Annotated in this window: 25 protein-coding genes; 11 read left to right on the forward strand and 14 right to left on the reverse strand. The window is 44.4% G+C overall.

Going from position 1 to position 25,457, the window contains the following annotated elements; translation table 11 throughout:
* Positions 1–148: 148 nt before the first annotated feature.
* From nrfH to ccsA, 4 genes are all read left to right on the forward strand, one after another.
* Entirely contained in the window at positions 149–751 is a 603-nt protein-coding gene (nrfH, locus tag VQ048_RS10305) for a cytochrome c nitrite reductase small subunit (RefSeq protein ID WP_327611631.1), read from the forward strand.
* A gap of 22 nt (positions 752–773) precedes the next feature.
* Positions 774–2,240 carry an ammonia-forming cytochrome c nitrite reductase gene (gene nrfA / locus VQ048_RS10310; protein ID WP_327611606.1) on the forward strand — a complete coding sequence of 489 codons (1,467 nt, stop codon included), beginning with the start codon at positions 774–776 and terminating at the stop codon, positions 2,238–2,240.
* Between the two features lie 85 nt (positions 2,241–2,325).
* A complete protein-coding gene (locus VQ048_RS10315) occupies positions 2,326–3,552 on the forward strand; it encodes a cytochrome c biogenesis ResB family protein (protein WP_327611607.1) in 1,227 nt (408 codons plus the stop codon).
* Between the two features lie 2 nt (positions 3,553–3,554).
* Entirely contained in the window at positions 3,555–4,349 is a 795-nt protein-coding gene (ccsA, locus tag VQ048_RS10320; protein ID WP_327611608.1) for a cytochrome c biogenesis protein CcsA, read from the forward strand.
* An 80-nt stretch (positions 4,350–4,429) separates the two neighbouring features.
* Here the strand turns inward: ccsA and prfA are convergent, their stop codons facing one another.
* From prfA to VQ048_RS10340, 4 genes are all read right to left on the reverse strand, one after another.
* Positions 4,430–5,515: a peptide chain release factor 1 gene (gene prfA / locus VQ048_RS10325; protein ID WP_327611609.1), complete on the reverse strand. Its 1,086-nt coding sequence runs from the start codon at positions 5,513–5,515 to the stop codon at positions 4,430–4,432.
* A 163-nt stretch (positions 5,516–5,678) separates the two neighbouring features.
* Positions 5,679–7,949: an inorganic phosphate transporter gene (locus VQ048_RS10330; protein WP_327611610.1), complete on the reverse strand. Its 2,271-nt coding sequence runs from the start codon at positions 7,947–7,949 to the stop codon at positions 5,679–5,681.
* Between the two features lie 172 nt (positions 7,950–8,121).
* Complete coding sequence (locus VQ048_RS10335) at positions 8,122–8,397, reverse strand: hypothetical protein (RefSeq protein WP_327611611.1); 276 nt, start codon at positions 8,395–8,397, stop codon at positions 8,122–8,124.
* A 108-nt stretch (positions 8,398–8,505) separates the two neighbouring features.
* Positions 8,506–10,113 (reverse strand): fumarate hydratase, encoded by a 1,608-nt coding sequence (locus VQ048_RS10340; protein WP_327611612.1) that lies wholly within the window; start codon positions 10,111–10,113, stop codon positions 8,506–8,508.
* 279 nt (positions 10,114–10,392) lie between these two features.
* Here VQ048_RS10340 and VQ048_RS10345 point away from each other — a divergent pair, with 279 nt between their 5' ends.
* Complete coding sequence (locus VQ048_RS10345; RefSeq protein ID WP_327611613.1) at positions 10,393–11,484, forward strand: DUF4407 domain-containing protein; 1,092 nt, start codon at positions 10,393–10,395, stop codon at positions 11,482–11,484.
* A gap of 71 nt (positions 11,485–11,555) precedes the next feature.
* Here VQ048_RS10345 and VQ048_RS10350 read toward each other — a convergent pair whose 3' ends face one another.
* The 8 genes from VQ048_RS10350 to VQ048_RS10385 all read right to left on the reverse strand — a co-directional run bounded on the left by VQ048_RS10350 (position 11,556) and on the right by VQ048_RS10385 (position 18,286).
* Entirely contained in the window at positions 11,556–11,987 is a 432-nt protein-coding gene (locus tag VQ048_RS10350) for a DUF6759 domain-containing protein (RefSeq protein WP_327611614.1), read from the reverse strand.
* Between the two features lie 101 nt (positions 11,988–12,088).
* Positions 12,089–13,549 (reverse strand): IMP dehydrogenase, encoded by a 1,461-nt coding sequence (gene guaB / locus VQ048_RS10355; RefSeq protein ID WP_327611615.1) that lies wholly within the window; start codon positions 13,547–13,549, stop codon positions 12,089–12,091.
* A gap of 164 nt (positions 13,550–13,713) precedes the next feature.
* A complete protein-coding gene (locus tag VQ048_RS10360; RefSeq protein ID WP_327611616.1) occupies positions 13,714–14,208 on the reverse strand; it encodes a DUF4252 domain-containing protein in 495 nt (164 codons plus the stop codon).
* Positions 14,209–14,227: 19 nt separating this feature from the next.
* Complete coding sequence (locus tag VQ048_RS10365; protein ID WP_327611617.1) at positions 14,228–15,478, reverse strand: DUF4252 domain-containing protein; 1,251 nt, start codon at positions 15,476–15,478, stop codon at positions 14,228–14,230.
* Between the two features lie 21 nt (positions 15,479–15,499).
* Positions 15,500–16,135, reverse strand: coding sequence for a hypothetical protein (locus tag VQ048_RS10370; protein ID WP_327611618.1), 636 nt, complete (start codon positions 16,133–16,135; stop codon positions 15,500–15,502).
* A complete protein-coding gene (locus tag VQ048_RS10375) occupies positions 16,110–16,619 on the reverse strand; it encodes a GFO_1088 family ECF-type sigma factor (RefSeq protein ID WP_327611619.1) in 510 nt (169 codons plus the stop codon). The genes VQ048_RS10370 and VQ048_RS10375 overlap by 26 nt, the downstream gene beginning before the upstream one ends.
* A gap of 128 nt (positions 16,620–16,747) precedes the next feature.
* Entirely contained in the window at positions 16,748–17,911 is a 1,164-nt protein-coding gene (locus VQ048_RS10380) for a GlmU family protein (RefSeq protein WP_327611632.1), read from the reverse strand.
* A gap of 123 nt (positions 17,912–18,034) precedes the next feature.
* Positions 18,035–18,286, reverse strand: coding sequence for a type B 50S ribosomal protein L31 (locus VQ048_RS10385; RefSeq protein WP_327611620.1), 252 nt, complete (start codon positions 18,284–18,286; stop codon positions 18,035–18,037).
* A gap of 182 nt (positions 18,287–18,468) precedes the next feature.
* On the opposite strand from VQ048_RS10385, the gene VQ048_RS10390 reads away from it, so the two are divergent.
* On the forward strand, positions 18,469–19,821 hold the full coding sequence (locus tag VQ048_RS10390) for a hypothetical protein (protein WP_327611621.1): 1,353 nt from the start codon (positions 18,469–18,471) through the stop codon (positions 19,819–19,821).
* A gap of 60 nt (positions 19,822–19,881) precedes the next feature.
* Here VQ048_RS10390 and VQ048_RS10395 read toward each other — a convergent pair whose 3' ends face one another.
* Both VQ048_RS10395 and VQ048_RS10400 read right to left on the reverse strand, forming a co-directional pair.
* Positions 19,882–20,466 (reverse strand): Uma2 family endonuclease, encoded by a 585-nt coding sequence (locus VQ048_RS10395; protein WP_327611622.1) that lies wholly within the window; start codon positions 20,464–20,466, stop codon positions 19,882–19,884.
* Positions 20,467–20,610: 144 nt separating this feature from the next.
* Positions 20,611–20,763: a hypothetical protein gene (locus VQ048_RS10400; RefSeq protein WP_327611623.1), complete on the reverse strand. Its 153-nt coding sequence runs from the start codon at positions 20,761–20,763 to the stop codon at positions 20,611–20,613.
* A gap of 92 nt (positions 20,764–20,855) precedes the next feature.
* Here VQ048_RS10400 and VQ048_RS10405 point away from each other — a divergent pair, with 92 nt between their 5' ends.
* From VQ048_RS10405 to VQ048_RS10425, 5 genes are all read left to right on the forward strand, one after another.
* Entirely contained in the window at positions 20,856–21,215 is a 360-nt protein-coding gene (locus VQ048_RS10405; protein WP_327611624.1) for a helix-turn-helix transcriptional regulator, read from the forward strand.
* Between the two features lie 26 nt (positions 21,216–21,241).
* Positions 21,242–21,568: a nucleotide pyrophosphohydrolase gene (locus VQ048_RS10410; protein ID WP_327611625.1), complete on the forward strand. Its 327-nt coding sequence runs from the start codon at positions 21,242–21,244 to the stop codon at positions 21,566–21,568.
* Positions 21,568–22,788, forward strand: a complete 1,221-nt coding sequence (locus VQ048_RS10415; RefSeq protein ID WP_327611626.1) for a 3-phosphoshikimate 1-carboxyvinyltransferase — start codon at positions 21,568–21,570, stop codon at positions 22,786–22,788. Before VQ048_RS10410 ends, VQ048_RS10415 begins: the two co-directional genes overlap by 1 nt.
* Before the next feature lie 22 nt (positions 22,789–22,810).
* Entirely contained in the window at positions 22,811–23,605 is a 795-nt protein-coding gene (locus VQ048_RS10420) for an SDR family oxidoreductase (RefSeq protein ID WP_327611627.1), read from the forward strand.
* Between the two features lie 73 nt (positions 23,606–23,678).
* Positions 23,679–25,214, forward strand: a complete 1,536-nt coding sequence (locus VQ048_RS10425; protein WP_327611628.1) for a BamA/TamA family outer membrane protein — start codon at positions 23,679–23,681, stop codon at positions 25,212–25,214.
* The last annotated feature ends 243 nt before the right edge of the window (positions 25,215–25,457 follow it).

Below are 25,457 nucleotides of genomic sequence, written 5' to 3' on the forward strand. Positions count from 1 at the left end.
ATATCAACACAACACCCTATTTACACTGAAAACCAAATACTTACGAGCCTTATTTTTGATAATATGATAATTATTAGGTGCTTCATTAGCATCATAATTCATAATTCTAACTAATTTTGATTGGTAATTAAAAAAACAAACCCTTATGATGGAGAAAGGCAATCATGCAGACAAACCTAAAGCGAGAGGTTCAAAAGCGAGATGGCTGTTTCCTGTTTTCTCAGGAGTCGCTTTGGGGTTATTTGCTTACGTGTTTTATATTTCCAAGGCTCATTCTTATCTTTCGGATGATCCCAAAGCGTGTGTCAATTGCCACATCATGGCTCCGGAGTATTCCACTTGGTTCCATTCGTCTCATGGTAGGGTGACCAATTGCAACGACTGCCACGTTCCACACGACAATGTCTTTAGAAAATACTATTTCAAAGCCATGGACGGAATGCGCCACGCCAGTATGTACTCCCTCCGCTTGGAGCCTCAGGTTATCAAAATAAGAAAACCCGGCGAAACCGTCGTTCAAGAAAATTGCATCCGCTGTCATAACGATTTAAACAGCATTGTAGGAACCGCCAAAGTTACGGCCTCTATGGCTCACGACAACGAAGGCAAACTTTGTTGGGAATGCCATAGGGATGTCCCACATGGCAACGTAAGAGGGCTAAATTCCGCACCGAACGCCCGAGTGCCTTTGGCCGAAACCCCGGTGCCCGAATGGTTGAACAAAATGACTGAAAACACTACCAACAAATAAAAAAATAATAATACATAAAGTTATGAAACGTAAGAATTGGTTAATCGTAGGACTTTTGGGAGCGGTGATTTTTGGCTTGGGGATGCTTGCTAATTCTATCATGCAAAGGAAAGCCGAGTCTATGCACCTTTCCAAAGCGAATAATAACATTAAGGATTTCGAGTCCAGAAACGAAATTTGGGGCGAAGCTTACCCCCGCGAATACGAATCTTGGGCTAAAACTGCCGATACGACTTTTCGTTCCAAACACATGAGCAGCAATGCAGACGATATGTTGGAAGAAAGACCCGAAATGGTCATTCTTTGGGCAGGATATGCTTTTTCCAAAGACTATAAGGCTCCAAGAGGACACTTCTATGCCGTAAAAGATGTGGTGAGCACTTTAAGAACCGGCTCGCCCGATGCCGACCATCCCGATGTGCAGCCCGGTACCTGCTGGACCTGTAAAAGCCCCGATGTTCCCAGAATGATGAACCAAGTGGGCGTAGAGAATTTCTACAAATCCAAATGGTCCCAATTTGGTAGCGACGTGGTAAACCCTATCGGTTGTGCCGATTGCCACGACCCCAAAACCATGAACCTTACCATTACCCGTCCGGCTCTGGTGGAAGCCTACCAAAGAATGGGAAAAGACATCAAAAAAGCATCCCATCAGGAAATGCGTTCTTTGGTTTGCGCTCAGTGTCACGTGGAATACTACTTCAAAGGTGACAACAAGTACCTTACTTTCCCTTGGGACAAAGGAATGTCTTTGGAAAACATGGAAGAATACTACGATAACGTAAAACACGTCGATTTTGTTCATAAACTCAGTAAAGCGCCTATCTTAAAGGCTCAACACCCGGATTTTGAAGTCTACAACTTGGGAATCCACGCTCAAAGAGGCGTTTCTTGTTCCGACTGTCATATGCCTTACAAATCCGAAGGCGGCGTGAAATACACCGATCACCATATTTCCAGCCCACTGGCCAACATCAACAATACCTGCCAGGTATGCCACCGGGAATCTGAAAGCACGCTTGCCCAAAACGTTTACGAACGGCAAGACATGGTATTCCAGTTAAGAAACCGATTGGAAAAGCAACTAACCAAAGCCCACCTAATGGCAAAATTCCTTTGGGACAACAACGCCTCCGAGCAAGAAATGAAACCCGTTCTGGAGTTGATAAGAAAATCTCAGTGGCGGTGGGACTTCATTACCGCTTCCCACGGAGCCGCTTTCCACGCGCCGCTGGAATCCCAAAGAATTTTAGGCGATGGTCTTTATCTAGCCGTTCAAGCCGAATCTAAGATGAATGACATTGCCAACAAAAAGAACCTGAGCGGAAAATTCGTTATGCCTGACGTAAGCACCAAGGATAAAGCCCAGAAATTCATCGGTCTGGACATCCGCCAAGAAGAAGCCAATAAGGCCCGATTTATGAAAACCGTTGTTCCCGAATGGCTTAAAAAAGCAAAAGACAAAGGGGTGCTAGTCTCCAAACAATAGGATGATTCTTTTTTTAGCTCCCACCATCTAAAGTAAGATTGTGGGAGTTTTTATATTTTTATACCTCCGTAAAAACAAAAACCGTATGAAGTTTGAAAATACCTTAAGCAGCAGAACCCAGTTCAGGGACGCCCTGATAATTAATTTGGCTCTGCTTGTACTGGGCTTTCCTCTCCAGTATTTCTTTGGAAACATCCCTAAAGAGTATGTTTCTTTCCCCTACAACATCGGAGCGGGCGTCGCTTTCGTGCTGTTATGGACCATGCTTTTTTACTTTTTTAAACAGAAAAAAATAATTGGTCTGCTGGACAGCTCGCCTTTTGCAATTGTTACAACGATTGTCATGGGGATTCTCAGCATCGGTCTGGGGGTTTTCAATATTAGTCCCGACTCCCCCAACTACACTCTTCTCACCCGATTAGGCATCAACCAAATCACCACCACTTGGTATTTCGCCCTGATTTTCTTTGCCCTTTTGGTGAATCTTTGGCTGAGCATCCTCAAACGGGCCTTGGTTTTCCAAACTAAAAACATCACGTTTCTCCTAAACCATTTTGGGCTTTGGCTGGCGTTGTTTGCCGGAGTCTTAGGGCAAGGCGACCTGACCAAACTCAAAATGACCCTTCAGGAAGGACAACCGGAATGGCGGGCAACCGACGAACACGGCCACGTCGTAGAACTGCCGTTGGCCCTCGAATTGAAAAAATTCCGGATGGACATCTATCCCAACAAACTATTCTTAATCGACGAAAAAGGCGAAACCGTACCCAAGGCCAAACCCGACGGTTTCATGTTGGAAAAAGCCGGCGCCAAACATTCGTTCGAAGACTGGGAAGTAACCCTTATCGAATACATCGAAAATGCTGTTATCGTAGAGGAAAACCGATACGGCAAAAACCCGATGTGGGGCGCCACCAACGCCGCTAAAGTCCTCATAAAAAATAAAAAAACCAAAGAACAAAAAGAAGAATGGATCTCCTGTGGCAACTTCATGTTTCCGCCCAAAGTTGTCAAATTGAGCGAGAAACGAACCCTCGTGATGGCACCGCCCGAAGCCAAAAAATACCAATCCGACGTTTTGGTTTACCAAAAAGACAACGATAAAATAGAAGAAGGAGAAATTTTAGTAAACCAGCCGCTGAAAATCAACGGATGGAAAATTTATCAAGTAAGCTACAACGAAAATTTGGGACGGTGGTCCGACATCAGCGTTTTGGAGCTGGTATTGGATCCTTGGTTGCCTTTGGTCTACATCGGCATCTTCATCCTCATGTTAGGAACCGTTAGTTTTTTATTTCAAAATCGTAAGTAATCATGTGGAGTATTTTTAGTTCTATCGTATTTGTTTTATTAGCCCTATGGCTAAGTTCTGCCGCCCTTTTATTTTCAAAGAAAAAGGCACTCGTGCGGCTCTCAGTCGGGCTTCACGGCTTAGGAAGTCTTTTGATGGGAGGCTTCATTGTCGGCTTATGGATCACTTTGGAGCGTCCACCGCTGCGGACTTTGGCCGAAACAAGGTTGTGGTATGCCTTTTTTATTTCGGTTATCGGCGGAGTGCTCTACCTCCTCTATAAACAAAAATGGATTCTGCATTATGCCATCGTGATGGCTGCCGTATTCACCCTAATCACCTACTTTAACCCCGACACCATTAACAAAACCTTAATGCCCGCCCTCCACAGCGTTTGGTTCGTGCCTCATGTCGTGGTCTATATTTTCGCGTACGCCATGTTTGGTATGGCCACCTTGGTCGCCCTAGCCGGCGTTTACCGCCACCACCGGAAACAATCCACCGACAAAACCATCCAGCTAATGAATCAGCTCGTTAACGTAGGTTACAGCTTCCTCACGTTGGGCCTATTATTCGGTGCCTTGTGGGCCAAAGAAGCCTGGGGCCATTATTGGACCTGGGACCCCAAAGAAACCTGGGCCTTCATCAGTTGGCTGGGGTATTTGGTCTACATCCATTACCGCTTCAAATTCAAAAATGAAGAAACCGCCACGCCATTCTACATCATCATCATCGCCTTCCTTCTCTTGCTAGTATGCTGGTTCGGGGTAAATTATCTGCCCACCGCTCAAAACAGCGTCCATACCTATACGGGATAAGACCTCCCGTGACTTATAAACTCACACGGGCGGCTCGGAAATTCCGAGCCGCCCGTGTGTTATTTCTCTCAAAAAAATGTTTAATAATTTTCTTCTTCCCCTTTCATCTTTTCTGCGTTTTCCGCCATAATCACCGCATCAATCATTTCTTGAATGTCGCCGTTCATATACCCGTCAAGATTATAAATCGATTTGTTGATTCGGTGGTCCGTCACCCTGCCTTGAGGGTAATTGTACGTCTTAATCTTAGCCGAACGGTCTCCCGTAGACACCATGGTTTTCCTCTGTGCAGCAATATCTCCCACTACTTCCTGCAATTTGATGTCGTAAAGCTTCGCCCGAAGCATTTCCATTGCCAACTCCCTATTGGCCAGCTGCGAACGCGCCTGCTGACAAACCACCACAATCCCCGACGGTTTATGCGTCAACTGAACCTTCGTCTCGACCTTATTAACGTTCTGCCCTCCGGCTCCTCCCGAACGGGACGTTTGCATCTCAATATCCGCCGGATTAATCTCAACATCCACTTCCTCCGCCTCTGGAAGAACCGCCACCGTAATCGCCGAGGTATGGACCCTGCCTTGAGACTCCGTCTCCGGAACACGCTGAACACGATGCACTCCAGATTCAAATTTCATAATCCCGTAGACTCCTTCCCCTTCAACTTTCATCACCAATTCTTTATACCCTTTCGATGCCTCATTGGAATCCGTCACCTCATGACGCCACCCTTTGCTCTTAAAATACATCGCATACATCCGATAAACGTCCTCCACGAAAATCGCCGCCTCATCACCACCGGTGCCCGCACGAAGTTCCACAATCACGTTCTTATCGTCCGCAGGATCCTTCGGAATAAGCAACACTTTCAATTCCTCCTCGTACCCCGGAAGTTTCTCCTGAGCCTCCAGCTTTTCCATCTTTGCCAAATCCACCAAATCCCGATCCGACCCATCCGCAATGATTTCCTCGGACTCCGCAATGGTATCCAATGCCGCCTTGTATTCGTCGTAAACCCGAACGATCTTGCCCAAATCGCTATACTCCTTATTAAGCTGGGAGTAACGTTTTTGATCCGAAATCACATCGGGTTGTATGATAAGATCCGCTACCTCATTGTAACGCTGTTTAATTGCTTCTAATTTTGGAATCAGAGACTTTGCCATTTCTTTAATTTCGATTTCGTCCCGCCATAGCGGGATTTGGTTTTTAACGGATGCAAAGATAGGGAAAAGATAACAGATGCTCTTCGTAAAAACAGCAAACTCCACCCTCTTTCATAAAAAACGGCTTTCCCAAAAGAAAGACCGTTTCCGTAAAAAATCCCGTTTATTCCGTTTCGGTTCCGCCACCCACCGACGGTATCTTTTTATCGTACAAACGCAAAAACATTTTTGAAATACGCATTAACACCGCCTGAATATCCCGACTCTGCAAAAAAACATTCGTCTGCAAAATCCCCTCCTTCGTGCTCGGTTTGGCTTCGTTGATGTTAAGAATTTGCGCATCCAGCTTGTCATTGATAAATGCCCTCACATCATTCCTCGTTTTGCGTACCGTTTCCAAATCCTCATGCTCCGTCTGCTCCAAAGAAACCAATACCAAATTAAAAAAATGATACATTTTTCGATCCAAGGTCTTAAGATCTTCCAAAAACGCCTCGTCGGTAATTTCATGAAGATTTTTGACATAAAACATCGCCTCATCACTCAAAAACTTAGTCGACTGCGACAAATCCTGAATAAAATCGCTACTGAGAACAATCACCTGAGAGGTCAGTTTATCATTAGCCTCCAACGATTTTAAGTATTTTATACTCTTGGTACGAACATGATACCCGTGCTGCTCCAAATCCACCAACGTCTTGTTCGCTTGTTCCAACTTGGCAATATTCCCAGTAATCAAACCATCCAAAACCGTATTATAACTGGCCGCAATTTCCGAAATCGTCGCACTAACCAAAGATTGATATTTCTGCACCGTATCCAAATCCTTCTGATCCAAAACTTTAAGGCGGTCCTTGGTTTTCTTCGATTTCTTCTCCTTCTGACTGAACTGAATCTGAGAAACCACAATATAAAGCAAAACCAGCCCCATCAAAACAAAAGCCCCAATCTGCCCGCCCTTATACAACACCAAGGCAAATAAAGCCGACACACTAAACGCAATAAGCGCCGTAATAAACCACCCGCCGATAACCGACAAAACGCCCGCCACCCGGTACACCGCGCTATCCCGCCCCCAAGCCTTATCCGCCAAAGAACTTCCCATAGCCACCATAAACGAAACATACGTTGTAGACAAAGGAAGTTTATTAGAGGTCGCCCAAGCAATAATAATGGAAGCCATGACCAAATTAACCGATGCCCTTATCAAATCAAAAGCCGGTTGGTCTGTCGTTACCGCCTCCTGAAGCTTCTTCTTCTCAAAACTCGTATTATAGCGTTTCGTTACAGAAGAAGGAATAATCACCCCGAAAATTTTACTAAAGGTAATGGACGAGTTCACAATACTTCGCGAAACTGCATTGGGACGGAATTTTTCTTCCCCCTCATCCTGACGCCCCAGCGAAACTTCCGTTTCGGTTACTTTTTTAGCCTTGGCACTAAACCAAATCGTAAGCCCCATAACCACCCCGGCCATCAACAGCATATAATTAGGCACAATGACATCGCTTCCCGCCAGATACCCCATATAGTATTCCGAAGAAGGTAAACCGGATTCCATCCAATTCTGATAAGCCAGCAATCCCGTGATCGGAACCCCAATAAAATTCACCAAATCATTTCCCGCAAAAGCCATGGCCAAAGAAAAAGTCCCCGCCAAAACCACTATTTTCAAAGGGTTAATCCCCCAAAGCCTCTGCATCGCAAACAAAAGCAAAGTGGATATCGTAAAAATAAAAATGATAATCGGAAGCGTATTATCCCGGATAAAACCCGATATTTCTCCGGAAAGCAGCGTCGTTCCTTTTAGTCCCTTAATAAGAAGAAAATAAACGATCGCCGTAATCCCAATGCCCGAAAACAAAGCGCCAAGCTGTTTAATTTTAGCCTCGTACTGAAATGTAAAAAGCAACCTGCAAAAATATTGCACCAACACCCCTGCCGTAAAGGCAATCAGAATGGAAAGAAAAATCCCAGAGACAATTGTCCCTGTACTTTCAAAATTAATGTACTTCCAAATCTCTCCAATACTATCGTTCTTGCTCATGGAAAACAAAATCCCCGCCATCAAAGATGCTCCCAAAAGCTCAAAGACAATGGAAACCGTCGTGGAAGTAGGAAGCCCCAAACTATTGAATATATCTAACAGTACAATATCCGTCAGCATGACGGCCAAAAAAACCACCAATAAAACATCAAAGGTAAAATGCTGAGGGTAGAAAATCCCCTTCCTCGCAATCTCCATAATACCACTGGAAAACACCGAGCCAATAATAATCCCCGCAATGGCAATCATAATTACCGTACGGTAAGAGGCCACCTTAGACCCTATGGCCGAATTGAGAAAATTAACCGCATCGTTGCTCACCCCCACAATAAGATCCAATACCGCCAGCAACATTAACACACCGATAATAAAGATATAAAAATCCATCTGTCAAATGCTTAAACTAATGCAAATTTACATGATGCCGCCTGCATCCCCCTTATATGTTAACAAAACTTAATAAAAAAAGCCGCTATCAAACGATAGCGACTCGATATATATTGTTTTGCTTTGAGTATCCCTTCTCCCGAAAATAAGGCGGGGAAGCGATATCACCAAATTAATGATGATCGTGATGATGGATAAACGGCCCGTCTCCTTTCGGATTGCTGTAAATGACTTCTGCTCCTTGCTCGGGAAGAGTCTTACGACGAATCTGTTCTGGATCAAACGGCTTGGTTTTACCAAAATACTCCGCCAGTCCCTCCGTAAGCCACATTGGGATAACCACGCCAAAGAACATGAAAATACACCAAAAGCCTACCAAGAACATGATAACGAAAAACAGAAACCACAAAAATTGGTAAAAGGGCCACAATTCTAATATTACTAGCATCTTCTTAAGATTTTCAGCAAAATTAATTTTTTTTCCTGTATTTAGAAAATTTTAACAGGACAAATTTCACTTCTGATTAAAAAAAATACGAACTTCCAAAACCTATGCTTAGTGGGCAATCGAAGCAAAGAAATCATTTCCTTTGTCATCCGTGATAATAAAAGCCGGGAAGTCCTCGACCTCAATCTTCCTTACAGCCTCCATTCCAAGCTCTTCAAAATCAACCACTTCCACAGACTTTATATTCTCTTTCGCCAATACCGCCGCAGGACCGCCGATAGAACCCAAATAGAATCCGCCGTGTTTTGCACAAGCTTCCGTCACTTCTTTGCTCCGATTTCCTTTCGCCAGCATAATCATGCTACCGCCATGCGCCTGAAATTCGTCCACATAAACATCCATCCGCCCCGCCGTCGTCGGACCGAAGCTTCCCGAAGGCATCCCCTCCGGCGTTTTGGCTGGCCCTGCATAATAAACCGGATGGTTTTTAAAGTATTCCGGCATCGGCTTACCGCTATCAATCAATTCTTTAATCTTCGCATGGGCAATATCCCTGGCCACGATAAGGGTTCCGTTGAGCTTCAAGCGAGTCTTGATTGGATACTTGGACAACTCCGCCAAAACCTCAGCCATAGGACGGTTCAAATCAATCGAAACCGGCTCCTCCAAATGCGGAGGCGTCTCAGGTAAAAACCTCGCCGGATTTTCTTCCAACTGCTCTAAGAAAAGACCTTCCTTGGTGATTTTTGCCTTAATGTTTCGGTCTGCCGAACAAGACACCCCCATCCCAACCGGACAACTCGCCGCATGCCTCGGCAATCGAATGACCCGAACATCATGCGTAAGGTATTTCCCGCCAAATTGAGCACCAATTGCCGACTCCTGACAGATTTGCTGGATTTTTTTCTCCCATTCCAAATCCCGAAACGCACGCCCCGTCTCATCCCCCGTCGTAGGAAGATTATCGTAATATTTAGCCGACGCTTTTTTAACCGCTGCCATGGTAGCCTCCGCAGAAGTCCCCCCTATAACCAACGCCAAATGGTAAGGCGGACAAGCTGCCGTTCCCAAGTCCATAATGGCCGTTTTAATCCATTCGGTAAGCGTTTTTTCGTTCAACAACGATTTGGTTTTCTGATACAAAAAAGTTTTATTCGCCGATCCCCCGCCTTTGGTAAGGAAAAGAAACTCGTAACTATCGCCTTTTTTGGCATAAATATCAATCTGAGCCGGAAGATTCGAGCCCGAATTTTTTTCTTCAAACATCGTTAAAGGCACCACTTGGGAATACCTCAGGTTTTTATTTTGAAACGTGTTGTAAATCCCACGGCTCAAGTGCTCTGCATCATCAACTCCCGTGTAAACATTTTCCCCTTTTTTGGCCACACAAATCGCCGTCCCCGTATCCTGACAAGAAGGCAAAGCCCCCTCAACCGCCACTGCCGCATTCTGCAACAGGTTGTAAGCCACGAACCGATCATTATCGGTCGCTTCCGGATCATCAATAATATTCCGAAGACTCTGCAAATGTGCCGAACGCAACTTGAAAGAAACATCCTCCATCGCCTTCTCCGCAAGAAACTCCAAGCCCTTAGGATCCACCGCAAGAATCTCCCGATCGCCCAGCTTTTCCACTTTCACGAAATCGGAGGTCAACTTACGGTACGCTGTATCGTCTTTTGTAATGGGAAATGGTTCCCCGTATTTGAATGCCATTTGGTTTGTATTTTTATTGTCGTAAAGTTACGCAAAACTTAAATAGCTCCCCTAACCGCGAAACTTATTTAGAACAATTACAAAAAAATCCCCCTCCAATTTCGTTTCCCTCCTACGCTTTTTCCCATTCCTTGGTCTTTTTCCGCCCGCCTCACCGCGACGCCAATTTCGATTTCACACTAAAAAAAGCCCCCAAAAACTTTTCGGCACTTATTTCGCATAAGATCCTTCGTGTAACACCATTCAGCCGTTTTAGACTTATTTCAAAAATCAAAGAAAATGAATCAATCTCTGAATAAAAATAATCCCCTCCGAATCAACCCCCTGCAAAAGTTCCTATTACTCTGCAGCGGAAGTAACCTCCACATTTTAAAAAAATCGCCCAGCGAATGGAACAAATTTTCGGGCATTGGCGGAGTCATTTTTTTCACCGCCCTTTTTGCATCCCTCTCCGCAGGCTACGCCCTCTACACGGTATTTGATAACCTCTGGGCCGCCGTTGGCTTCGGATTGATTTGGGGGCTTATGATTTTCAATCTCGACCGTTACATCGTAGCTTCCATCAAAAAAACAGGCTCTTGGTGGAGCCAGCTGCTAATGGCCATCCCTCGATTGGTTTTGGCCGCCTTCCTTGGCATTATCATTTCCAAACCACTCGAACTGAAAATCTTTGAAAAAGAAGTCAACAAACAACTCAATACCATCATCCAAAGAAACAAAACCCAACTGCAAGCCGAAATAAACAACCGTATCCTAAAACAAAGCGGCCCTTTTGAAACCGAAAAAAAACAAATCGCCGAAACCCTCGCCCGATACCAAGCCGCATACGATTCGGCCGCCATTGAACTGGAAAAAGAAATCCTGGGCACCAAAACCGGATTAACCTCAGGAAAAGAAGGTTTCGGCCCCAACGCAAAGAGAAAACAACAACTAAAAGAACAACGCAAAGCCGATTTGGAAAATTACCAAGCCCAAATCGCCCCCCGACTGAATTACCTCGATAAAGAGATCTCCAAAGTGTACTCCAATATCGAAACCGAACGAAAAAACACCGAGGTTATCGAAGACCGCTTTACCGGCTTTGCCGCAAGACTGCAAGCCTTAGACGAACTCGGACAAAAATCCCCCATCATGGCTCTCGCCTCCATGTTCATCATGGGACTCTTTGTGTGTTTGGAAATCGCCCCCGTACTGGTAAAACTCATCTCTTCCGTAGGCCCCTACGACCATCTGATGGAACGCACCGAAAACCAATACCGCCTCTACGCCAAAGAAGACATCGAGAAAAGCAATACCATCAGTGCACACCGCCTCAAACAATTAAAAGAAAAACTAAACAATCCCCCAAAAGAATCCCCCGAAAAGCCTTAAAGCTAAAAAAACAACCGTTTCGAAACGGTTGTTTTTTTTTAGGAAAATTTCATTCGTGTCTTTCTTTTCCACTACTGTTCGCTAAGCGTCATGGTTACGCTGTCCGTAAACGTTTTGGATACCGTATACCTCGCACGGCATAAATTCGCTCCCAAAACATAATCTCCTTTCTCAATGACAATAAAATTTTTGCTTCTTTTTGCTATCGGCAAACTATAAAACCGATCCCCCGAAAATCTGACAATAATATTACAATCCGTATGATTATTAATCATCACCGAAATACGCCGACCCGAAACCTCATCATTAAGCAACAAATCCAAAGACTCCGCCACCACCCGGTCTTTGTTTAGCGAGTCCTGTTTCATCAGTTCGGCAAACTCCGCAGCCTCCATAGCCTCGGCCGTCCTCTGCTTAGGCGTCGCAACCGAAGGTAAAGAAGAAACGCATCCCGTCATTAAAATCAATCCTATACCCGCCAATAGGCCCATTATTTTTTTCATAAAAAAACTTTGTCTCCGTTAAACGAAGACAAAGTTCCTAATTTTTTTTTTTGATCCCCCGATTTTTCCAATCAAAATAAAAAACCGAAGATTAGCCCCACCTACAAGGAGTAGTTTGGCGCCTCCTGAGTGATAATCACATCGTGAGGATGCGATTCTTTAAGCCCGCTTCCGGTAATCATCACCATCTTGCTGTCATTCTGAAGCGTTACAATATCCCCTGCACCGCAGTACCCCATACCAGCTCGAAGCCCTCCGGTAAGCTGAAAAATAACATCTTCCAATTTACCCTTATGCGGCACGCGACCCTCAATGCCTTCCGGAACAAATTTTTTGGCTTCGCTCTGGAAATAGCGTTCTTTTCCTCCTCTTTTCATGGCCGATAAACTGCCCATCCCCTGATAGGACTTAAATTTACGCCCCTGAAAGATAATTTCTTCTCCCGGAGCCTCGTCCGTACCCGCCAGTAAAGACCCCAGCATCACCGCTCCCGCTCCGCTTGCAATCGCCTTGACAATATCCCCCGAAAGTTTAATCCCTCCGTCGGCAATTACCGTTACATTTCTGGTTTTAGCGTATTCGTAAACGTTATAAATCGCCGAAAGCTGAGGCACTCCTACTCCCGCAACCACCCGAGTCGTACAAATAGACCCCGGGCCCACACCAACCTTCACCACATTGGCCCCGGCATCAATAAGATCCTTCGCCGCCTGCGCCGTTACAATATTCCCCCCCACAATATCCAACTCCGGAAAAGCACGACGGATTTCTCTCACTTTCTCCAAAACCCCTTTGGAATGGCCATGCGCCGAGTCAATGGCAATAATATCCACCCCGGCATCCACCAAAGCCGAAACCCGCTCCATCGTATCCTCGCCAACCCCAACACCAGCTCCCACAATCAAACGACCGTTTCTATCCTTATTGGCATTAGGATACTCCAACTGATTATCAATATCTTTAATCGTAATAAGCCCCACAAGCCTAAAATCGTCATCCACAATAGGAAGCTTCTCCACCCGATTGGCCAAAAGAATATTTTTAGCGTCTTCCAATGTCGTGGATTTCCCCGAAGTAACAAGATTCTCCGTGGTCATTAGCGCTTCCACCCTGGCACTTTGGTCTTCTTGATATTTCACATCCCGATTGGTAATAATCCCTATCAGTTTGTTATCCGCATCCACCACCGGAAGTCCCGAAATTTTAAATTTCGCCATCAACGCTTTGGCCTCGCCCAACGTGTGATCCTTAGAAAGCGTGACCGGATCGGCTATCATCCCGTTTTCGGAACGTTTCACCTTGTTCACCTGAGCCGCCTGCTCCTGAATCGTCATGTTTTTGTGAATAAAGCCCAATCCGCCAACCCTGGCCAGCGCAATTGCCATATCCGCCTCCGTTACGGTATCCATCGCCGCCGAAACAATCGGTACGTTAAGCGTAATTTTATCGGAAAGTCTGGACTTTAAAGAAACCTGATTAGGCAACACCTCCGAATAAGAGGGAATAAGAAGTACGTCATCGAAAGTAATGGCTTTCTCTACGATTTTGTTGTGAATAGACATCTTGACTTTCTTTGCAAAATTATAGTTTTTTTTCCAAACTTCATTCCTATTCGCTTTATTTAATAAAAATTTAACCCGCACAAAAAAAGACCGCCCCATAAAGAAGCGATCTTTCCTAATGAATATGAAAATTGAATGAGTTTCAAAAAAAAGAAGCCTTCCCCCTAAAAAGAAGCCTTCTCCGCCTCTCGGATAATAAGCGAAAGATCCTCCGGCCTCAACTTCCCCAAAACATCCACACAAACCAACTGGCGATCCGAGCGTACCGAAATAAAAAACCGCCGAATCACATCGCCCTCCTGCTTAACGTGAAACCCAATCACGCCCGTCTGATGCTTAACCGTCATCCATTCCTCATAACCCTGATGACTCAGCGAACCAACGATGGCATTCGCCCGAGAAGCCTCAACATTCTGTATCGTAATCATCCTTACCTTATTGATTTTCTTAACCAAAGGCAGCATCGCCCTGGCTTCCTCGTCTTTCTTCATGGCTTGCTTCAAAAAAGGTTTAATCAACCACGTGGGAACATTAACCCCTACCACCTCCTTCTTTTCCGCATCGGTTAAATCCGAAAAAGGAGAATCGGAAAATTTCGAAGACGCACAAGACTGCAAAACCGCCAAACAAAGCCCGAAAACAAAAATTAATCGTCGCATACAAACTACAATTTAAAAACTACAAAGGACGCAATATCCCATTTTGATTCATTTCCCTTTTAGTCTCAACCGTCCTTGGTTTACCGCCATAATATACAGCTCCGTTCGAAGAAACTTCCGCCCAAAGCTTTTCGGTCACGTAAGTTTTGAGTTTCCCCACGGAAGATACCCGAGCCTCAGCCTCACGCGCCAACAAAGACAAGGCCTCCACCGACGACGCACTAGAAACTTGAAAATCCGCCCGATCCACCTGCCCTTCGAGAGTTATTTGGCTGGCACTTCTTGAATGTATTCTCAGTTGCTCCGCCGTAATCCTGCCCTTTACGACAGCTCCGGAACTCGCGTCAACCTCAACCGTTCGCTTCACGCTCAACGCGGCATCAAATTGAGCCGCCGAACTGACCGCAACGCGAAAACGCTCCGCCGAAAGGGGACCATCAGCCCAAAACTTAGCCCCGGAAGACAACTCCACCGATTCCAAATCCGGAGCTTCCACCTCCACATCCAAACTCCCAACCACAGACCTTACCCCCGGCACTGCTTGAAACCGAATCCTAAGCACCCCATTTTCTACCTGCGTTGACACATTTTCCAGCCACTGAGGGTTTCCGGCTTTCAACACCACCCGATGAGCATTCCCTTGCTTAAAACGAACCCTAATGCCTGCCGAAGTCTCAACCCCTTTAAAAGCCCCTACCTTACGCTCTTCCATCCTCGAAAAAGGAACACGCCCTTTATTCTGATCGTTCTTCCCTTGTTCTTCGTTGACCAAACGATTGACGTCCTCCATGGAAATTTTGCCCTCCAATAGCATAAACACACTCCCCTGAGGCGAATGGATATTGAGCAAAAGGTTATCCAAAACCCCGTCCAATACATTCCCCGCCAAAAAACGGATTTTTCCCTCCTTACGATTAACCGTCATCAACTCATCATAATTTAGGTTTTCCAACAGCGAAGCCACCTCCGTTTGAAGCCTTTTGCTCTCCTGAAGTTTATTCTCGTCCTTAAGCCCCAACGTATCCGAAGGTTTTTGAAAAACCAAAATCCGTAGCCCCTTAATCTTATTCAAAACAGGCTTAATAGCCTCAAAATCCGTATCGCCCAAATCCATCTTTCCCAACATCCCAAACATCGGTTTGGCAATCGTAATTGAAGTGACGCCTTCTGCCCCCTCATGCTTTTCAAAAAAATCACTAAGCGACTGATTCTGAGCCTGAATCAGCCCCAATCCACCCCAAAACATAAACCACAAAATAATCTTTCTCATGACCTTTTAATATTTTATCTGTTAAAAATCTTCCCCGTACCCCCCTGACACATTCGCCGCAGCCACCGTCTGCGAAACCTTATCGCTAAACAAATGCAAAGAGTATTTAACCACCTCAACCGCCTCCTTCTCGTCCTTTATCTCGTACCCGTTAACCATCACAAATTCGCCTTCGTATCCTTTATTCTTCTCTTTCCGAGGTTCCCGGGATGCATAATGTTGTTTTTTAGTCTTCTTTAGCCGATGACGTTTGGGAAGGATTTTGTTCATCACCGCTTCAGCCTCCTGGTCGCTACTGATGGATCGAACCAAAGAATCCTGAACCGAAAGCAACGAATCCTGAACCTTTGCCATTTCTCCCCCGACAATCCCGGACGCCCCGTGCTCCAGAACCCGCTTTTGAACCAGTCGAGTATCCATCCCCGGTTGCCCCGCCTCCGAGAGCATCAACATCACTCCCAGCCCTACCGCCAAAACCAACCCCGCAGCCACCCCATACCACCAACGTAGCGAGCGTTTCCGAAACGGCTTCTCACCAACCTCAGATTGAAGATTTTCCGCCTCCCTCAAAAAAGCATCAAAATCCCAATCCATTTTCTCGCCTTTCAAATCACGAAAAACGTCATCGTATTTATCCTGTAATTGTTCTTTGTTCATATTGCATCAATTGTGTAATCTTTTCTCTTATCTTCTGCCTTGCCCTCATCAGGTTAACCCGAACCGCATTTTCTTCCATCTGCAAAACCTCCGCTATCTCTCCCACCTCGTATTCTTCCACATCCTTAAGGTGAATCACCATTTTTTGCTTCTGCGGAAGTGCCTCGATATACCGAAGAATTTCGTCTTTAAGATTATTGACAGCCGGACGATACTGCTCATTATGGTGCAGCTGCAACTGGACAAACCCCATCTTGACCTCTTCATGCTTCAATCGGTTTAAGCATTCATTTTTCACGCACTTCATGGCAAACGATTTCAAATTCGCATAAGACGCCAATTGCTCCTTCATCTGCCAAAATTTAAGCATCAACTCCTGAACCACGTCCTCCGCCTCGTCCCCGCTTCCCACCAAACGCTTCGCAAAACGATACATCTCGTCCCGAAGACAGAATACCGTATCTCTGAATGTTTCGTGAGTCATAGTTTTTTAGTTTCCATTCATAAGACAATCCAAAAACCAATTCCGTTACATCCCTTATACTCTTTTTTTAAAAAAAATAAAAAAAACGCCGAAGTCCCAAACTCCGGCGCATCAAATCATGCTCTTAATCAGTATGTTTCGTAAATGTATTTCAAAATCGCCTTATCGGCTTCACCCAAAACAACCTTACGCCTCGCCATCGCTTTCTCCGCCACTTCATAAGCCTTCTCCAGTCGGAACTTTTCGTCCCCTTTCATCCCGCCCCAGCTAAAACCCTCCACAAGATTCGGCGGAAAACCACTCTTAAAAATATTCGCTGCTACGCCCACCACCGTGCCCGTATTCAGCTGGGTATTAATTGCCGTTTTCGCATGATCCCCCATAACCAGCCCCACAAATTGAAGCCCCGTATCCACAAAACGTTTTTTCTTGTAATTCCAAAGTTTAACGTTAGCATAATTGTTTTTAAGGTTAGACGAATTGGTATCCGCCCCCAGATTACACCACTCCCCAATCACCGAATTCCCTACAAAACCATCATGCCCCTTATTGGAGTACCCAAAAACCACAATATTATTGACCTCACCGCCAATTTTCGAATGCGGCCCTATCGTCGTAGCCCCATAAACTTTAGCGCCCAAGTTAAACTTAGCGCCCTCGCACAAGGCAATCGGCCCTCGCAAATGGCACCCCTCCATCACTTCCGCATCTTTCCCTATATAGATTTTTCCCGTTTTAGTATTCAGTGTTGAGAACTCCACCTGCGCCCCTTCTTCAATAAAAAGATCGGCGGCATCCCCCAAAAGACCATTGGTCTTCGAAAGCGGAGCCGAAGTCCGTCCCTTCGTAAGCAAAGCAAAATCAAAGTCAATCGCCCGATCGTTATAACGGAATAAGTCCACCGGCTGCCTGAAAAACAGTAGTTCTTCCTCCACTTCCGTCATTTTTTCGATTTGACTCAGGCTAAAGTTCGCCATATCCACCTTGGCCGCCAAAAGTTCATCCTCATACACCAAAGCCTCCCCCATCGCTAACGATCGAATCTGAGATAAAACGGCTTCAGAAGGAAGAAAATTAGGTACAACAAAAAGACTCTCCCCACGCTCCGGAGCCGGGTACTTTTCCTGCAAGAAATCCTCTGTAAGAAAAGCCACCCGATCGGTTTGCAAAAGCCTCTGCCAACGCTCGGAAAACGTCAGTATCCCACACCGCATCTCCGATACCGGACGAGTGAACGTTAAAGGAAGAAAATCCTCCCAATATTGCGCATCTGAAAAAACAAGTTGAAGCATCATCTGTAAAGAATAAAAAATTAAAGAAAAAAGTAAGAAGCCCTAAGGGCCCTAATCGCAAAATTACAACAAAAATGCCTTTCAAAAATTGAAAGGCATCCTTTATCGTCAAAATCCGAAAAATTACTTCGCAAATTTTTTGTACTTGTTCATGAATTTGTCTACCCTACCCGCTGTATCAACCAATTTCACTTTACCAGTATAGAAAGGGTGAGAGGTAGAAGAGATCTCCATTTTAATCAAAGGATAAGTTTCTCCTTCGTATTCAATCGTGTCTTTGGTTTCCGCAGTAGATTTGCACAAAAACATCTCGTCGTTACTCATATCCTTGAAAACAACAAGCCTATAGTTTTCCGGGTGAATTCCTTTTTTCATAATTTTTTTAATTTCTAAAAATTTATTTTTTTGAGTGTTTTGACGAAATGGTAATGGACATTTCATCGGGTAAATTTCAGACCGCAAAATTAAAAATATTTTTTTATTTATCAAAACTCTCGTCGTAATATTTTTTAGATGAATAGATTTACCTAAAAATATCTAAATTTGACCTTTGAACTTTGATTGATAAACCAACCTTCCAAACTATCATGCCGAATAAACCTCTCCTTTTGGCGCTCTTGCTCATCCTTACCGTCGTGCTGGGATGCCGCAAAGACGATTTTCATTTTGAAGAACCCTCCAAAGCACTGCGGTTTTCCCACGATACCCTAACCTTGGACACCGTCTACAGCCAAGTTCGCTCCGAAACTTACGCCCTAAAAATCTATAACGACGAAGACAAAGACCTGCGGATTCCCCGTATCCGTCTGGAAGGTGGCAATCAATCCCCCTATCGCATCAATATCGATGGAAAATCCGGTACGGAGTTTAGCAACATCCCTTTAAGGAAAAAAGACAGTCTCTACATTTTTGTAGAAATTGCTCCCATTGCCACCGCTACCGAAGCCATTGCAGAAGACAGAATCTTGTTTAGCACCCAGCAACACATCACCCTACTTTCAGTAGTGCAAGATGCAGAGTTTTTCGTTCAGACTTCAGACCACCCTAATATCCTTACTCAAAATACCACTTGGGACAATAGGAAAGCGAAAATCATCTATGGCGATCTAACTGTGGCGGAAGGAAAATCATTAACGATAGAAAAAGGGACTAAAGTCTATTTCGCAAAAAATTCTGGACTGAAAATTTCCAAAAACAGCACCCTGAATATCTCTGGAAGTCTGGGAGAAGAGGTCATCCTAAGAGGCGAAAGAAACGACCCTCGCTATGATACCATCCCTGCCAACTGGAATAGCATTCGCATAGAAGATGGTGCCGTTGCCAATATCCAACACGCTAAAATCTTCGGTGGAACCAATGGTCTGGAGTTGCACAATGCCACGGCTACGGTGAAAAACACCCTTATCCACACCTTCCAAAATTTTGGCATCAAAGCCGTTGCCTCCGCTATAGAGGCTCAAAATATGGTAATGAACAACTGTGGCGAAGCAGACCTAAGCATCTTTAAAGGGGGGAATATCCAACTCAATAAATGTACCTTAGCCAACTACTGGCAGATGAATGGTGCTTTACCTGCCTTAGCCCTCTCGGCATCCAACGAATGGACCAACCCTAATGGCGATAAAGAATATGGTGCCCTAACGCTGAATGTTCAAAACTCCATCCTCTATACGGGTAGAAGCAATGCCATACAGCTCGCTCCTACCACAGGACAAAGCTTTCAGTACACTTTTGCTAATCTCTTATTCAATATGGATAGCACGGCAGGTTTTGAGTTTGAGGGCAATGCCAACATTTCCAACGCCATCAAAAACGAAGACCCACTATTCATCAGCTATTATATCACCAAGATGAATCTTAGACTGAAAGAGGATTCCCCTATCAAGGATAAAGGCATCGGGGCTTATTAAATGACTAAAAGACGCTTTCGGGCGTCTTTTTTTATTCATTCTAAATGTCTTTTTTCTCTCTTATTCAAAGATTTCAGCGGTGTTGATTTTCAGGTCTGGGAATTTTTTAGAAACCAAAAATTCTCCTTCCACAAAAGGCTTATGGGTAACATATCTGCCATTTTCCAGAACATAAATCCAAACAACTTTCTCAGTAGGATGTACAATCCAATACTCTAAAACTCCCGCTTCTTCGTAAAGTGTAAACTTAACATCCATTTCCTTTTTAGAATTTCCTGGCGAAAGGATTTCTATAACCAAATCCGGAGCACCAATGCACCCTCTTTCATCTAATTTCTCAGGGTCGCAAATCACGCTTAAATCTGGCTGAACCACCGTGAATATCTTATCATCTTCCTTGTCCTGCTTAGGGATTCTTACATCAAATGGAGCAGTGTACAACTCGCATTTTTTTCCTTTAAAAATAGGAAAAAGAATCCCGTGTATATTACCTACTATCTTTTGATGATAACGAGCAGGTGCAGGACTCATTGCTAGAATTTTCCCTTTGAAAAGTTCTATTTTTTCCTTTACCTGCCATAGTAAATAATCTGCGTAAGAATAAGTTTTATTAAGGTCTAATTGATTAATATCCGTAATTGCCATAACCTCCATTTTTTACAAATATAGGAATTTTGTAAAAAAGTACTCCAAACCCAAAATCTGTTTTAGCTCCCCGTAAGAATACAGCATACAAGATAAGAAGTAAAACGAAAGAAGCCGTCTTATAACTATTGTGAGATATCATTTTCATTTTTCTGCCTTATCACTCTCTCCTACCATAAAAGCTAAAATAGCTAAACAAATAAAAAATATTATAAAAAATTCAATTATTCCTATCCCAAGATAAAGGCAAAGTAGTTTAACCACTATAAATAAAATCGCCCTTGGTATCCATTTCATATTTTTTTCCCACGAATTTAAATAGAAAACCACCCTAAAATAATTACCTTTAAGAATAAATTATTACCTTTGTCAATAAATATATTCTTATTATGAATGATATTATCAGTAAAAACATTAGAAAGTTTAGAGAACTGAAAGGCTATAGCCAAGAATATATGGCACACGAATTAGACATCACGCAGGCTTCCTATGCCAAGCTGGAAAACAATTCTACTAAAATCAATGTGGAAAGGCTTTTCACCATCGCTAAAGTGCTGGAAATGGATGTAGCCGATATCCTAGAACTGAATAAACAAACGATTTTTAATCAAAACAACAATATAAATGCTTTTGGAAATATAGACCAATTCCATCAAGAAAGTAAAGAAATCTACGAAAAACTTATCCAAGCAAAAGACGAACAAATAGTACTGCTAAAATCCCTTTTGAAGAATTATATTAATGATTAATTAATCTTTTAATCTTTTTAATTTTTATGCCCATAACCCAACTTCAAAGCCAAGTAGATGAATGGATTAAGACCATTGGTGTCCGCTATTTTGATGAACTGACCAATATGGCCATCCTTACCGAAGAAGTAGGCGAAGTCGCCCGCATCATCGCTCGCAGATACGGAGAACAATCCGAAAAAGCATCGGATAAAACCAAGGACTTAGGCGAAGAACTGGCAGATGTTCTTTTCGTTACCCTTTGCCTTGCCAACCAAACGGGAGTAGACTTGCAGAAAGCTTTTGATAACAAAATGAAAATCAAAACCGAACGCGATAAAGAACGCCACCAAAAGAATGAAAAACTAAAATAATGCTTCTTCCAAAATCCAAACTTACCCCCAATCAAACCATCACCCTTTCAGGATCTAAAAGCGAATCCAACCGCCTTCTGATATTGCAAAAACTTTGGGGAAATTTCGCAATAGACAACCTTTCTAACGCTCAAGACACCGCACTGCTGCAAAAAGCATTGGCGTCAGACCAAGCGGTAATCGACATTCACCATGCAGGAACGGCCATGCGTTTTCTCACCTCTTATTTTGCTGTTCAAGAAGGCCGCACTGTTACCCTCACCGGTTCGCAAAGGATGAAAGAACGCCCTATCCATCATCTGGTAACAGCTCTTAGAGATTTAGGCGCAACGATAGACTATTTGGAAAACGAAGGCCTCCCGCCTCTGAAAATTCAGGGTAAAAAACTCACAAAAAACTGCGTAGAGATTCCCGCCCATATTTCCAGTCAGTTTATCACTTCTCTGCTGCTGGTGGCCACTACTTTGGAAAACGGTTTGGAAATTCATCTTACGGGGACAATCACTTCCCGCCCTTACTTGGAAATGACCGTAAAGCTGATTGCCGCTATTATTGGAGAAAATATAACGTTTGAAAACAACATCATCCGCATTTCACCCACTCGGAAAGCCCTGCCCATCCGAAACTTTATTGTGGAGAGCGATTGGTCTTCGGCGTCGTATTTCTATTCTTTGGCCGCCCTTGGAAGAGAGCCCATTCAGCTAAACCATTTCAAGAAAAACTCTCTGCAAGGCGATTCTGCTTTGGCAAACCTCTACGAAAACTTTTTCGGGATCATCACTGAATTTTCCGATGAAAGCACAATATCCCTTTCCCCATTGGAGCATTTCCCCTTTCCGGAACGCATCGCTTTGGATATGAATGATTGCCCAGACATTGCCCAGACGCTTTGCGTAACGGCGAGCGGTCTGAAAATCCCTTTTGAAATCACCGGATTGGGAACCCTGAAAGTCAAAGAAACCGACCGTCTCGTCGCTCTTAAAAACGAACTCCTAAAAATCGGAACCCGTACAGAAATAACCGAAAACAGCATCCGTTCGGTGAAGTTTGAGGAGGCGCATTCCTGCCCTTCAATCGCTACCTACAACGACCACCGCATGGCCATGAGCTTCGCTCCATTCTGTCTGATTGCTCCCTTGGAAATCGAACATCCCGAAGTGGTGGAAAAATCGTATCCGAATTTTTGGGAAGATCTCGGGAAAGTTACCCGCCCTATTTAATCATTAACCAAAAAAAAGAATTTTGAAAAAAATAATCGTCATCACAGGAACCTCCACCGGTATAGGCTTTGCCTTAGCCGAGTATTTTGGGAAAAAGGGACATCACGTTTATGGCCTTAGCCGAAAAACAGCGGACAGCCCTCACTTTACGAGTTTAGCCACGGATATCACGGACGAAAGCCAAGTCCGCAATGCCATCGCTCAAATTCTGAATCGAGAAGACCGCATCGACTTGCTCGTCAATAATGCGGGAATGGGCATGGTCGGTGCCGTGGAAGACGCTAAAAAAGACGAAATACTACGCCTTTTCAACCTTAATCTGGTAGGAGCCGTGCAGACCATGAATGCCGTTCTGCCCCAAATGCGGAAGCAATCGGCGGGAAAAATCATCAATATTTCCAGTATTGGTTCGGAAATGGGACTGCCTTTCAGAGGTTTTTATTCGGCCTCAAAATCGGCTTTGGACAAGGTTACCGAAGCCATCCGTTACGAGGTTTACCCTTGGAATATCGAGGTTTGTGCCCTCCATTTGGGCGACATCAAAACCAATATTGCCGACCATCGTGTACGTTCGGAGGTATCGGCACCTTACCAAAAAGTTTTTGAAAAAGTCTACGCCCTGATGAACGCCCACGTCAATGAAGGCTCCTCCCCCGAGGAAGTCGCTCGATACATGGAGAAGTTGCTTTCCAAAACCTCATGGAAAGCCCACTACTACTTCGGTAAACCCGGGCAAAAAATAGGAGTCCCTCTAAAATGGATTCTTCCGCAACGCTTTTACGAAAGCCTGATGAAAAAATACAACCAAATGGATTAGTCGCTTGAAACTGTTTTGGAGCATAATTCTTAGCTTTTGTTGCGCATTTATTGGTGCCCAGCAAAGGACTTATATGCTTATTGACATCGGCAATCAGGCGCATTACCCGAAAAAAGATTCAGCCTCGGCCATTCGCTTTCTGGATTCCTTGGCTCAGAACCATTATTTTTTCACAGAACTCAAAGAGGTTCGTACCAACGGCCAACACGTTGAAATCTTTTTTGACAAAGGCCCCAACTACAACAAAGCCCATGTTACCCTTTCGGAAGAGCTCGCTCGGTTTTCCGGGTTGCCCGCTTCATTATTTACCCGTAATTTGGATTCGTTGAAAAAAACACTGCACGAGCAATACGTAGCGAAAGGGTATTCGTTCAGCCGGATTAAAACCCTCTATCAGGGACTGAATCAGGGCTTACCCAAAGTTAAACTCTCCGTCATTGCCGGAAGTCAAAGGCGCATTGACGGCTTTGCCCTTCGTGGTTATAATCAAGTCCCCCGCCGTTTCCTGAAAAACCTCGAAAAAGAATACCTCGGAAAACCCTACGAATCCCGAAATCTTTCGGCCCTTCAGAAAACCCTTCAAGCGCATCCGTTCCTCTCTTTGGAACGCCCTGTTCAAACGCTGTTTACCAAAGATTCGACTACGGTTTACCTTTTCCTCCAGAAAAGAAAAGCCAGCACCTTCGACGGGGTTGTAGGCTTTGGAAACGATCAAAACGAAAAATTCAGTTTTAACGGAACCCTGCACCTCCAGTTTCGCAATATTTTTAATGGCTTTGAGCATATCGGACTGTATTGGCAACGCAACCCTGAGCGTGGTCAAACTTTCGATTTGCAAACCGATTTTCCCTACCTTCTGAAATCCAATATCGGCATGCAGACCAGCCTGACCATTTTCCGGCAAGATTCGGCTTTCGCCAACGTAAAGTTTTTTCCCTCGCTGTATTACCATCTCGACACCCGTCAAAAAATAGGCTTCCGGGGAACGCTCGAACTCTCCACCGTTGCACTTCCCACCTCCCTTCTCACCAAAGATTACAGCAAAAAAGGGTTCGGACTGTGGTACGACTATGCGTTGCCAAGTGCCGTGGAACTGTTCGTGCATGACACGAAAATTAACCTCCAAACCCACCTGCTCCATGTTCGTTACGGCAATGAACCCGCTCCCCACCCCCAGTATAGTTTTGCCGTTTCGGGTGAAAAAAACTGGCCTCTAAAGGGGAACCATTGGCTCAATTTGAAAGGCGAGGCCACTCTCATGTCGGCTAAAACCGCACCAGCCTACAACGAACTTTTCCGTCTCGGAGGATGGAACTCGCTGCGTGGCTTCAATGAACGCACGCTACTGGGAGACGCCTATTATTATGCCGGTGCAGAGTACCGTTACCTTATCTGGCAACAAGCTTTTTTCGATGTATTCTTCCAATACGGACGGCTCCGCCATTCTTCTTTAGACCTCCGCCCCCAACTTTACAGTATGGGCTTCGGATTTAATTTTTTCCTGCCCGTTGGGTTAATAAGCTTTCAGATTGCCAATGGCAGCGAGTTTGGACGTGCCGTAGGTTTTCGGGATACCAAAATTCACTGGGGCATCGTCAGCCGCTTTTAACCGCTTTTTATTACGACAAACCCAATGAAATCTAAGGTTTTTTGTGATTTTTAGGGTTTTTGAAACTGAAAATTGAAATAAATCAGGGTAAAAAACTTGTGCATGTCCTCATAGTTTTCTACATTTGGCTCTGTTATGCTTTTGGGACCCAATCACATCCGAAAAAACGAAAAAAAACAACCGAAAAATTTGGTGGTTTCGGATAATCGTGTAAACACACACACACACACACACACACACACA

The sequence above is a fragment of the Bergeyella anatis genome, assembly GCF_036016955.1.
GTDB lineage: Bacteria > Bacteroidota > Bacteroidia > Flavobacteriales > Weeksellaceae > JAYWXI01.